Raw genomic sequence first — 12,127 nt, forward strand, 5'->3', positions numbered from 1 at the left:
GAAACCTCGATCCTGCTTTTAGATGTCAATGAAATTTAAGATGCGTTTGCCCTGGTTCAACCCTCCAGCAATTTTGTAATTAACACTCACTTTGTTCTAATAAAACTAACTTCGATGGAAGTTAATCTCTAGAATCAGCAACACCGAAATTTAATCTGTCATAGTCTTGAATAAAATCACTGCTTTTAGAAGAATTTACTTATTTTTCGAGGTAGGTGCTCTGGAGCACGCTGTTCAAAGACCCAAAATGAGTCACAATTGTCTAAAGCTAATTTCTAAAATGAGAACCTTATAACCTATTTTCTTAATTCGTCCTGACTACTTAGTTTAGTTAAGCATCGCTTTCATTGCTAATATCGTCCAACCATCAGTAAGGAGTGCGCCATGATACAGGGATATGAGTTTACCAGCAGTCAGAATGAGCTAATCGGCGACCTCGGCAAAAAGATGAATTTTGTCGGGATCTTGACGATCGTAGGGGGAGTATTAAGCCTGATTCTTGGTATTGCATCTCTCTTCATACCTGGGTTTGGGAGCGGTGCAGTAGGTCAAGGAGGTGCTTCGGGTCAAGGGGGGATCGCCTTAGATTTCAGCTCTTTTCTTCAGGGGTTGTTTCTATTAATTACGGGTCTGTGGATACGGAATGCTGCCCAATCTTTCAAACGCGTCGTGACTACCACAGGCTCTGATATCGAAAACATCTTGGGGGCATTAGGAGAGCTGCGTAAGCTTTATAACTTGCAATATTGGTTGGCTATAGCTCTACTGGTTACTTTTGCAGTTATTTTGATTGCGGGACTTATTGCAACAGTAGCAAGGACCTAGGCTGGAGATTCTGTATGCGCAAAACCGTAAGCTGAGAGTACGGACATCCTGCTAGGGAGCGCTGCAAATAACGGTCAAAATAGGATTACAACGAGTTGCCCGATCGCCCCTTGAATTCAATCCCACCTGATCGATCGAATCTTGACACTCCTTCCGCCGCTGGATTGGTGCGATCGAGTTTGCCTGAAATTCATTTCAACCGTGCCAAAATCAGCCTGAAGCAGGCGATCAGCCGCTACACTCATCAAACCCGGATGCGGCGACGTAACCCGGATTCAACTGAGCTACAGGCGGCTATGAGAACCGATCTCGATCGTCTCTCCACCTCTCTAGACAAGCTAGACCAGGGCTTAATTCGGATTGCCGTGTTCGGTTTGGTGAGTCGAGGAAAATCTGCCGTGGTCAACGCCCTGCTGGGGCAAAAGCTGCTACAAACGGGGCCGCTTAACGGCGTAACGCAATACCCGCGATCGGTCTACTGGTCAGCGGAGGGGCAAGCCAAGGCTGAGCTAATTGACACACCGGGACTGGATGAAGTAGGCGGCGAACTCCGGGCACAAATGGCGCGAGAAGTCGTAGACCAAGCCGATCTGATCCTATATATCATTTCAGGAGACATTACCCGCACTGAATATGAGGCGTTGAGGGAGCTACAAACTGCCCACAAGCCCATGATTTTGGTGTTCAACAAAATTGATCTCTACCCCAATCAGGATCGGCAGACTGTTTATCGTAAGCTGCAAGCCCGGTTTGCCCATGAAGGCGAGGGCAAGCCCTTCTTGACCCCTGAAGACATTGTGCTGGTGGCAGCTGAACCTGCTCCTGTGGAAGTGCGAGTGGAATGGGCAGATGGACGGGTAACTTATGAACAGGAGTCACCACCGCCGCAGGTAGAGGAATTAAAAAATAAGCTGTTAGAAATCCTCGATCGCGAAGGAAGATCTCTACTGGCACTGAATGCGCTCCGTCAGGCAAGAGACAGCGAAGGGGCGATCGCCCGTAAAGTGGTGAAGCTGCAACGCGAGGATGCCGAAGATCTGATCTGGAAGTTTGCCCGCTGGAAGGCGATCGCCATTGCCGCCAACCCGTTTGCCGTTCTAGATCTATTGGGCGGAGCTATTACAGACCTAGTGATGATTCGCGCATTGGCAAGGCTCTACGGACTGCCCATGACACGACACGAAGCCGAAAGTTTACTAAAGTCGATTCTGTTTAGCTCAGGCGGACTGCTGCTCAGCGAGGTGGGAACGGGGCTGCTTCTGGGCTTTGGTAAGAGCGCTTCAGTGCTGGCAATTCCATTCGACAGCGTTTCAGGCTTGGCAACTTACTCAACGACGGCGATCGCTCAGGCAAGCATGGCAGGGTATGGCTCCTATCGCGTAGGCAAAGCAGCGCAAGTTTACTTGGAGCAAGGCTGCACTTGGGGAGAGCAGGGCGCAAATACTGTGATTCAAGAAATTTTAGAGCAATCGGATTCCAACACTGCGATTCATCGGCTGCGTCGGGAGTTGGAGGGTGAGCGGTAGAAGCGGCGATCGGGGCTGCACTTCATTAGGAATAGGCTAAGATGTGCATGCTCTTTTAAATCGTTTACCTGCCACTGTATCTTTGCGCGAAATTTTGCGAGAGATCGAGTTTATTGCAGCGGTGAAAGAAGGTCTGGATGAGATCGATCAGGGACAAGGCATATCGATCAAATCCGTAAAGCAGATGATTACAGCATGGACTGCACCATAATCTTATCTCCAAAAGCAGTTGGAAGATTTGGAGGCAATTGTTCGATATATCTCATACCAATTTGAATTGGAACCGCGACACCCGGTACGGGCTTGGCAATGCCAACCCCCTTCTGAGGTTCGATGTGCCCACAAATTCGTTTAAATCGGTATCACTCACTAATCCAGAGGCAGCCAGGAAGTTAGGGCAAAAGTTGCTTAGCAAAACTAAGGAATAGCTCTAATATTCGACAGGTTATTCTCAAACCCTATCTATTGTGTATCGAGTTGAAGAAGCAAAGAAACGGATTAGCGTTGCACGATTCTGGCACTCATCTCAGGAGAATCTGGAACTCTATGTTCAGTAAAAGCGCCGCCCAAAGAGCAGCGCTTTTACTGAACATAGAGCTTACCGGAAAATTCGATCTAGCTCACCCCAGAGGAAGACTGCACCACAGGCTGCGGCTGTGGCTGGAACTGGAATAGTGAGTAGACGACATTGCGGCGGATATTGGTCATCATCTCTAAAAAGAGTTCATAACCTTCACTCTTATATTCCACCAGCGGATCTTTCTGACCATAGCCCCGCAGACCGATCGACTCTCGCAGTCCTTCCATTTGCTGCAAATGTTCTCGCCACAGGGTGTCGATTTGTTGCAGCGTAAAGAAGCGCTCGGCTTGCCGCGTCAGACCGGGCTGAGCCTGATCAATCTGAGCTTCCTTGATGTCGTAGGCAATCCGTGCCTGCTCATGCAGGAAGGTCTTGATTTCACCCACCGACAGATCGGCTAACTGCTCCGGCTCCAGATCGGCCAGTAAGTAAATAAATTCTTTTACTTTGCCTACCACCTTATCAAGTTCCCATTCTTCCGAAGGCAAATCAGGGTTGATATAGGCATCAATGATTTCATCCATCGTTCTCTCGATGTACTTAATCACCTGCTCCTTCAAGTCAAACCCTTCTAGAACACGGAACCGCTCGGCATAGATGGCGCGTCGCTGATTGTTCATCACCTCGTCGTACTCAAACACCTGTTTGCGGATGTCGTAGTAGTAGGTTTCGACTTTCTTCTGAGCGCCTTCCAGCGATCGCGTCAGCATTCCCGACTCGATCGGCATATCTTCTTCGACGCGGAACATCGTCATCATGCCTGCAACGCGATCGCCGCCAAAAATCCGCAGCAAGTTGTCTTCCAGGCTTAAGAAAAAGCGGGTCGAGCCAGGGTCACCTTGCCGTCCGGCGCGTCCACGAAGCTGGTTGTCAATGCGGCGAGATTCATGACGCTCAGTACCAATCACATGCAGACCGCCTAGACCCACCACTTCATCATGCTCAGTGTTGGTAAACTGTTCGTACTCATGACGGATTAAGTTGTAGACTTCCCGCAGTTTCAGAATCGCCAGATCTTCTACCGGAGCCTTCTCGGCGGCCGTTGCAATCCGATCTTCTGCTTCTAATTCTGGGAGCGATCGCTCGCCATACTGCTGCACGGCAAACTCGACTGCTTCCTTCAGCTTTTTCTCTAAGTCTTTGGGTAGCTCAGTCGGGAAGATTTGGGGTGAGGCACGCCAAGTTTTTACCTTAGCGGCTGGCTTGAAGCCCTGACCACCGCTGCGACCGCTACCCTCCAAGACTTTCGTAATCGAAAAATTGTCCTCGTCTTCGGGCTGAGTCAGTCGGGGCATGAAGAACTCCCGTACTTTCAGCCGCGCCATATACTCGGCGTTACCACCCAAAATGATGTCTGTCCCGCGACCTGCCATATTCGTGGCGATCGTCACAGCCCCTTTGCGTCCGGCTTGCGCGATAATTTCTGATTCACGCTCCACGTTTTCCGGCTTAGCGTTGAGCAGGTTGTGGGGCACTTGCAAATCGCTCAGCAGCCGAGACAGTACCTCGGACTTCTCGACGCTGGTAGTGCCGACCAATACAGGGCGACCCGACTCATGCATCTCAGCGCATTCTTGAGCGATCGCTCGCCACTTGCCCGCCTCGTTCTTGTACACCATATCGGACAGGTCGGTTCGACCCGTCACACGATTGGTAGGGATAATCGTCACTTCCAGCTTGTAGATCTTCTCAAATTCTGACTCTTCCGTTTTTGCCGTTCCCGTCATACCTGCCAGTTTGGGATAGAGCAGGAAAAAGTTTTGGTACGTAATGGCAGCAAGCGTTTGGGTTTCGGGCTGAATCTCCACCCCTTCTTTAGCTTCGATCGCCTGATGAAGTCCATCACTCCAGCGCCGACCGGGCATTACCCGTCCTGTAAACTCATCTACAATCACGATCTCGTCGTTGCGGACGATATAGCTCGTATCTTTTTTGAACAGCTCTTTTGCCTTAATTGCATTGAAAATGTAGTGCGCCCACGGATCTTCAGGATCAAACAGATCCTTTACGCCTAGAAAATCCTCTGCGGCAATGAAGCCCTCATCCGCTAGGATGACGTTGCGCTGCTTCTCGTCTACTTCGTAATGCCCGTCCGGATCGTCCTCATCTTCTTTCCTAGTCAGAGCGTTGGCAATTTCGGCAGCGCGAGTATATTTTTCACTGGGGCGATCGACTTGACCAGAGATGATCAGGGGCGTACGCGCCTCGTCGATCAGCACAGAGTCAACTTCGTCAATAACGCAGTAATTAAACGGGCGCTGCACCACGTCTGCCATAGCGGTTGCCATGTTGTCGCGCAAATAGTCAAAGCCAAGTTCGCTGTTCGTGCTGTAAGTGATGTCGCAAGCGTAGTTTTTTTGACGCTCTTGGGGAGCCATACCCTGCTGAATCAAGCCAACGCTCAGGCCCAAGAAGCGGTGGACTTGTCCCATCCATTCGGCATCTCGCCGCGCCAGGTAATCATTCACCGTGACCACGTGCACACCTTTGCCAGACAGTGCGTTCAGGTAGGCTGGCAAAGTCGAAACCAAGGTCTTGCCCTCACCCGTCTTCATTTCGGCAATCTGACCGTTGTGCAGCACCATGCCGCCAATGAGCTGTACCTCAAAGTGGCGCAATCCCAAAACCCGTTTGGCTGCCTCTCGCACCACGGCAAAAGCTTCGGGGAGAAGGTCGTCCAGCGATTCGCCTTTCTCAATCCGCTGCTTAAATTCCGCCGTCTTGCCCGCAAGCTGATCGTCTGTGAGGACTTGAATATCTTCCTCAAGCAGCTTGATCTCGCTGATGTCGTTTTTGTATTTCTTGAGCTTACGTGCGTTGGGATCGCCCAGCAGAGTTTTTAACATGGTTAAGGAAAGACCGTGCAAAAGAGAGAGACTAAAATCGGGAAGAATGAGTCCGGATATACATTACATCCTATCACTTGGTCTGAAGGATGGGCGTAATGCAGCGATCGCGGTTTCCCGTACCTGTTCTGGCTATCGCCAGTTTGCTTAGGAAGTTTTTAGTGGGGCACCCCACTAAAAACTTCCCTGTCCTAACCGCCTCGGCAGTTGCTACAGCAGGGCGATCGGCAAGCTGCACCAGATTTCTACACAGGTTCTTGAAGCGTTGCAAGAACTGTATCGCTTCTATGCAATTCATCAATGACTCTACCGTTTTTGTAATCTACCCCACAAATCTAGAAAGCGACTGCCGATAGCTTGAGATGCAAGTAGAGATGCAAGCCGTCAATCTCATAGGGTGGCGCACCTCGCCATAGTTTTTTGTAGGAGTCATAGAGTTTGTGATTGGAATCGGGTCATTCGTTGGGAAAGACCGCGAGCAAGCCCACGCACATCGCATTTCGCTTTATTCCCTTTGCCTTGCCACATTTCTAGGAGAATGCCATGTCGTTAACGTCTCAAGATCCGTCCATGGTTGAGGAAACAGATGACCTAGTTTTAGTGGCTGTGGCTCCAGTGGTAGATGATCTGACCTATGCTCAAGTCATCTTCTGGGCAGCGGCAATCGGCATGATCGGGGGAGCCGTTGCGACTGCTTACTATTATCTGCTGGAAAGCTCAATGCACCTCATTTGGCATCAGATACCAGAGATGCTACAAGTCCAGTTTCCTAATGAGTTTCTAATAGAAAACTATGTCTGGATTGCCGCATCGATTGGCGGGCTGCTGGTAGGATTATCGCTCTATTTCATGGGATTGCCTGGAGAGGTTGCCTTTGTTGTGGACAAGGTGCATGACCCTGGACGCATTGATATGAAGCAGACTCCGGCAATGATTGTAGCCTCACTCTTCTCGATCGTCGCAGGTGGAAGCGCCGGGCCAGAAGCACCGCTAGTGCAGGTGAATGGCAGCATTGGCGGGTGGCTAGGCTCGAAGTTAAACCTGTCGCTGCCAACAGTTCGTATTCTCACGTTTTGCGGCATGAGTGCGGCGCTAGGGGCATTCTTTGGAGCACCGTTGGGCGGGGCGCTATTTGCGCTGGAACTTCCCCATCGACGCGGATTGGAATACTATGAAGCCATTATCCCAGCCGTACTGTCTGCCATTTTGAGCTTTACGGTGTTTCGCTTTAGTACGGGGCTGTCGATCGGCGGTATGTATCACTTTGAGTCAATTCCAACCCTGACTCTTGTGAATCTACTGGAAGGAGCGATCTTGGGAGCCGTTGGCGCTGCGGTGGCGCTGCTGTTTGTGCTGATCTTTCGAGTGGTGGGCTACCTCACTGAACCGCTGCACCATCAGACTATTTTGTTGGCAACTTTGGGCGGTTTATCGATCGGTCTCATTGCGCTAGTCTTTCCGCAGACTTTATTTTTTGGTGAAAAGCAAATTGATACTGTGATTGAACAAGGTGCAGCCTATGGCATTGCGCTATTGCTGATGATTGGTCTAGCAAAAATGCTGGCGATCAGCTGCACGTTGCATTCTGGCTTTCGGGGCGGCTTCATTTTTCCGCTCTTCTACATTGGTTCGGTCGTGGGCTTGGCAATTTCCCTGGGATTTCCGCAAATCCATCCGACGATCGGCATGGTTTGCTTAATGGCAGCAGTAAATGTGGCGATTACCAAAACTCCTGTTAGCACGACTGTCATTCTTAGCGTCATTGCAGACACTTCTATGGTGCCTGTGATTGTGATTGCTAGCTTTACGAGTTTCCTGCTCACCACTCAGGTTTCGCTGATCAAAACTCAGCGATCGCGTACGGTGCTTGGTGGAGGCTCTCAGCTTGGAAATGACGATCGTCCAGCCATCAATTTCGGTGTGCCTAAACAGGCATAGCTGCCTACTATAGCTATCACCCGTTTGCTTGGGATCTTTAGGGTGGGGCGCTTCGCGCCCCACCCTAAAGATCCCTGTCTTAACCGCCAAGGCGGTTGCCAAAAAACCCTTGCAGAATCATGGCTCAGATCTCTATTAGATAGGCGCTTAGGATCGTGTAAAAAATAAAACCCAGATTCAGCAATGCCCAAAAAACTATTGCAAGTTAATCAACCTATGATCCTTAATAGGTATCAAACATCTCCTGGAGTTCTTGCGGATCGCTTGTCAGGGTCAAACCCAGCATGAGCAGGAGGCGGGCTTTCTGAGGAGTCAGGTTATCCGTAACAATGAAGCCGTTTTCGTCGTCTTTCTCTTCTCCATTTCGCACAACTCTCCCCGCTCCTGTCCGAGAACTCCGGGCAATAATGATTCCTTTTTTGCTGGCTGCAATCACTGCTGGCTCTAGCTGTACGGAAATACTGCCATTTCCAACTCCGGCGTAGACAATGCCTTTGGCTCCATCAGCGATCGCCGCATTGAGCATAGCGGGGCGGTTGCTGCCATATCCATAGATGATGTCAACCTGGGGCAGCGCAGTGAGTGTGCCGACTTCAAAGGGAGTTGCCACCGTATGTTTGCGAATGGGCAGACGGTAGAAGTAGGGTTTGCCTAGCTGAACGTAGCCCAAGTAGCCCACATCGTGAGCCTGAAACGTATTGAGGCTAGTCGTGTTGGTTTTTGTCACTTCGCGCGCTGCCGAAATTTGGTCGTTAAGGAGAACAAACACGCCTTTTCCGATCGCTTCTGGACTGCCTGCGATCGCCACTGCGTTGTATAAATTCAAAGGACCATCAGCGCTAAGAGCCGTCGCGGGTCGCATAGCTCCTACTACCACGACGGGCTTCTCGCTCTTGGTCACTAGGTTGAGAAAATAGGCAGTCTCTTCTAAAGTGTCTGTCCCGTGGGTGATCACGATCCCGTTCACCTCCGGCTGAGCCAGAAGCTCATTGACGCGCTTGGCAATTTTCAGCAGACCTTCAACGGTCATATTTTCGCTGGCAATTTGCAATACCTGTTCACCTGTGATGTTGGCGATATTTTTTAGCTCTGGCACAGCTGAGATCAGGCTTTCGACGGGCAGCGTTGCCGCCTGGTAGCCAACGGTTGTTGTGGAGGTTGCCCCTGTTCCAGCGATCGTTCCTCCGGTGGCTAGGAGCACCACATTGGGCAAGCTAGCGTTGAGGGGGCTGGGTGATGCGGCGGGGGTGCTGGCGGGCGCGGGAGACTGAGCAATGGCTGGAGCAGGCGCGACTTGAGGGGCAGACTGCGATCGAGATGCCATCATGGGCATGAGCATCAAAATACTGAGGGTCAGCACTGCCAGTACTGCCGGAACAAAAGGCTTTTTTCTCATAAATACCCTGAAATTGGTTTAATCTCTGGAAGGAAAAAGCAAGCATAGACCAGAGTTTTATTTCACTTGGTATTTTTAGAAACCTTTGTCCCTCGTTATGGCTTCATAGGGGTTTGGGCAGGTCTTGAGAATTGCGATCGAGAAAATCGCTGACGGCTAACGGCACGAAGGGCACAATCCAGCAAAAGTATTGGGTAAACAGCACTGCATTGAAGTTGACGAAGACAGAGAGCGTCAGCAACGCGCTGGTGTATATGCCGACTTGCCGACGGATCACGCCGACGCAAATTAAAGTAGTCAAAATCAGCATCGGCAACAGTCGAAGACCTACCGTGTCTTTAAATAGGCTCGGCGAACCGAAGCTATCATCGCCTTCTCGAACTGCGGAAAATAGAATTGATTTGATGAAGCTCTCTGCATTCCAAACTAGAAAAGGTAGAGAGGTGATGAGCGGAATGCTAATAATGACGGCAGCAGCGAGTAGGACAGTCTTAGCCCTGTCTTGCTCAGCCGATCGCCACATCCAAATCAGGTAAATAGGTACCAGAAAGACAGCAATTTGCTTCACGCCAAGGGAGAGGCTAAATAGCAGCAGTGCAGTCCACTTATGCCGCCGCAATAGAAACAGCGATAGGAGTAAAAAGAAGATGGGAATAAAGTCTATTTGGGAGACTCTGGTGACATACATTGTCCATCGACCAAACAACCAAAAGCAAGCTGAAAATACCGCAAGTACAAAGCGCTGCTGACGATAAAAAATATAGAAGAGCAGAGAGCCGATACCGAGATTAAAGATTAAAAAGATATATCGCCAGAAGTAAATCCAGGATGGATAGTCTCGTAATCCTAGCAGATGAGTCAGGTAGGAGAGCAAGCAGAATACAGGGAAGTAGGTAGGATACTTTTTGTTCTCCGCTAGGTTTCCCGACAAAATTCTGGCATAGGGATTTTCTCCCGCCAAGAGGCGCCGACTATCTTGCCAAAGATAGTAAATGTCTTTTCTACCTTCGGTGTTGTAAGCCCATAGCTCTATATGCAGAATAATTGCGGCCGCAATAATCGCCAATAGACACACAACTGCAATCTTTTTTCTAGACATTTTTTCTAGATATGACGAGAACTATTCAATGGGCGATCGCCACAATATCATTAGTGAGCCATGAGTGAGCCATCAGTTGCAGCGGATTTTTTCAGAATTAATTTGAAACTGAATGCTGGATATTCTCTTTTTACCCGGCAATTCTTGCGCACCCAAGATGTAGCCTTCCTGCCGCAGCTCTTCCACAGTGCGCCAAAAGATTTGATTATTTCGAGAAGAATTGCTGCCTAAAAGATTGAGATTTTTGAATAGGAATTGCTTAGAAATGACGAGGTACTGCCCCTCTTGCGGGATATCCCATTTCATACGGCTAGCTAGATAAATCAGCAGCTTTGTTTTGTAGTCGCTCTGCGTATTGCCGCCCAACCGTTGACTAATATCCATATCACCCGCAAACAGCACATAGTCGCCTGTTCGCCCTGGCCCTTCAAAAAACTCTAAGGACACCGTGTAGGCATCTGCTAGCTCATAGGTATAGTCTGCCGCCTTAGCTAGGTCAAAATCTCGCGGCACGTTGTCGATTTCGTAGTCTTTGATTCGCAAGACGCTCTTGATCATGACCTTTGCGCCCATACTGTTGCCCTTGCGAAGAGACTGCGCCAGCACGAGTTCGGTTCGGTGGAGCGCTACCAGATCACAGTTGAGTTGCGATCGCAGCTTCGAGGCAAACCCCCCATCCTTAGTGCGCGTGTAGCCTAGGCTTTCTAGCAAATCGTTAGAGCGGAAAGAAACAATCGCCCCATTGCCCTGTCGAGCAGCAAGCCTGTAGAGATAGAGGACGATGGACACCTGACGAGGATTGAGGAAGGTCAGCAGCGCCATAAACAAGCGCTGAATTTTGCGATCCTGAATTTTCTCCAGCCCATTGCTGATGCCCTGATCGGTGCAGGTTTTTAGGTCAAGCTTGGCATATTCCTGCTTCAGCTCTTCCCACTCCTCGGCGGAGAGGTTGTCTAGCGGCACCCGGCGGGTGATAGCAACTTCGCTCGTCTCCCTGGCATCTGCTTCCACCTTCATCTCTAGGTAGCAACCGCTCTCATCCGATCGCAGGATGGGCAACCGAATGTCTGGATTTTTCAGCGAGGCGGCAGCTCTGGGCAACACCATGAGCAGATGACCATCGACTGGAAAAGTTTCGGATTGTCGAGTCGTCGTGTGAAGTCCCATGTTGCCTGGTTTCCTAGTTGCTGCGTCCAATTAAATCTTTCTTAAAGCTTGAATGGGTGCTGGTGGTAATGATTTTTTATGGGGTGGGCAAAGCCCACCCCATAAAAAATCATTACCTTTTGAGGGCTACCGATCGAATGCACTAGAGGTAGTGTTGTGCTTCAAAACATAACTATATGTGGTGCTAGAAATTCGTCAAGAGTGCATCCGAACGCTATAGGTAGTCGCAAGGCTGTAACGCCCACGTATGATTTTTCGCCATCTACCTGTAACTTTGGCGGATGTTTTTACCTGTAACGCCCACGTATTGTCCCCGAATTTTTCCTGCAAAATTTGCCTCAGCGCTTCAGGGGTCGCATCACTTTAGCAGAGGATGAAGCGATCGCTACACAATCATTTTTTTGGGGACTGATGGCGATCGCGCGCTCCACTTCCAACCCCAGTTTTTTGCGAGGGCGTCAAGACTTTAGCCTATAACTTTCGCGTATGGTTTGTACCTGTAACACCCACGTATAGAACGGCTATAACGCCCGCGTATGGGATCAGTTGATCTCTTGAGATCGAAAAACTTCGGTGTTAACCTTGCGTCCATCAGATTTCTGAATCCAGGAATTTTGGATGAATTCGATCGAAAAAGATCAAAAAGGAGGATTTCAGCCGTTTACTCTTCGTGTTTGCCTAAGAGGTCTGATTCATTTGCCTAAAAGACTCTAGGTTTTATCCAAGATCCAAAATCTAAACTTCAAAGTA

The 12,127-nt window shown here is 49.7% G+C and carries 8 protein-coding genes; 3 read left to right on the forward strand and 5 right to left on the reverse strand.

Annotated elements, in window-relative coordinates; genetic code table 11:
* The first annotated feature begins 384 nt into the window (after positions 1 to 384).
* Both AC5JMP_RS18430 and AC5JMP_RS18435 read left to right on the forward strand, forming a co-directional pair.
* Positions 385 to 825, forward strand: a complete 441-nt coding sequence (locus AC5JMP_RS18430; RefSeq protein ID WP_495852946.1) for a hypothetical protein — start codon at positions 385 to 387, stop codon at positions 823 to 825.
* 119 nt (positions 826 to 944) lie between these two features.
* On the forward strand, positions 945 to 2,351 hold the full coding sequence (locus tag AC5JMP_RS18435; protein WP_495852965.1) for a GTP-binding protein: 1,407 nt from the start codon (positions 945 to 947) through the stop codon (positions 2,349 to 2,351).
* A gap of 615 nt (positions 2,352 to 2,966) precedes the next feature.
* Here the strand turns inward: AC5JMP_RS18435 and secA are convergent.
* Together secA and AC5JMP_RS18445 are read right to left on the reverse strand one after the other, a co-directional pair.
* Complete coding sequence (secA, locus tag AC5JMP_RS18440) at positions 2,967 to 5,777, reverse strand: preprotein translocase subunit SecA (RefSeq protein WP_495852947.1); 2,811 nt, start codon at positions 5,775 to 5,777, stop codon at positions 2,967 to 2,969.
* A 73-nt stretch (positions 5,778 to 5,850) separates the two neighbouring features.
* Positions 5,851 to 6,075: a hypothetical protein gene (locus AC5JMP_RS18445; protein WP_495852948.1), complete on the reverse strand. Its 225-nt coding sequence runs from the start codon at positions 6,073 to 6,075 to the stop codon at positions 5,851 to 5,853.
* Between the two features lie 272 nt (positions 6,076 to 6,347).
* Between AC5JMP_RS18445 and AC5JMP_RS18450 the strand changes: the two genes are divergently transcribed.
* The gene (locus AC5JMP_RS18450) at positions 6,348 to 7,715 is read left to right on the forward strand and encodes a chloride channel protein (protein ID WP_495852966.1); all 1,368 of its coding nucleotides are present in this window, start codon (positions 6,348 to 6,350) and stop codon (positions 7,713 to 7,715) included.
* Positions 7,716 to 7,938: 223 nt separating this feature from the next.
* Here the strand turns inward: AC5JMP_RS18450 and AC5JMP_RS18455 are convergent, their stop codons facing one another.
* From AC5JMP_RS18455 to AC5JMP_RS18465, 3 genes are all read right to left on the reverse strand, one after another.
* Positions 7,939 to 9,111, reverse strand: coding sequence for a type II asparaginase (locus AC5JMP_RS18455; RefSeq protein ID WP_495852949.1), 1,173 nt, complete (start codon positions 9,109 to 9,111; stop codon positions 7,939 to 7,941).
* A 103-nt stretch (positions 9,112 to 9,214) separates the two neighbouring features.
* A complete protein-coding gene (locus AC5JMP_RS18460) occupies positions 9,215 to 10,210 on the reverse strand; it encodes a hypothetical protein (protein WP_495852950.1) in 996 nt (331 codons plus the stop codon).
* 72 nt (positions 10,211 to 10,282) lie between these two features.
* Complete coding sequence (locus AC5JMP_RS18465) at positions 10,283 to 11,377, reverse strand: hypothetical protein (protein WP_495852951.1); 1,095 nt, start codon at positions 11,375 to 11,377, stop codon at positions 10,283 to 10,285.
* Between the last annotated feature and the right edge of the window lie 750 nt (positions 11,378 to 12,127).

Source organism: Drouetiella sp., from assembly GCF_059504425.1.

Bases quoted from the DNA above. Each gene is read 5' to 3' on its own strand.
- AC5JMP_RS18450 (WP_495852966.1), top strand. From the start codon at position 6,348: ATGGTTGAGGAAACAGATGACCTAGTTTTAGTGGCTGTGGCTCCAGTG.
- secA (WP_495852947.1), bottom strand. From the start codon at position 5,777: ATGTTAAAAACTCTGCTGGGCGATCCCAACGCACGTAAGCTCAAGAAA.
- AC5JMP_RS18455 (WP_495852949.1), bottom strand. From the start codon at position 9,111: ATGAGAAAAAAGCCTTTTGTTCCGGCAGTACTGGCAGTGCTGACCCTC.
- AC5JMP_RS18465 (WP_495852951.1), bottom strand. From the start codon at position 11,377: ATGGGACTTCACACGACGACTCGACAATCCGAAACTTTTCCAGTCGAT.
- AC5JMP_RS18460 (WP_495852950.1), bottom strand. From the start codon at position 10,210: ATGTCTAGAAAAAAGATTGCAGTTGTGTGTCTATTGGCGATTATTGCG.
- AC5JMP_RS18445 (WP_495852948.1), bottom strand. From the start codon at position 6,075: ATGAATTGCATAGAAGCGATACAGTTCTTGCAACGCTTCAAGAACCTG.
- AC5JMP_RS18430 (WP_495852946.1), top strand. From the start codon at position 385: ATGATACAGGGATATGAGTTTACCAGCAGTCAGAATGAGCTAATCGGC.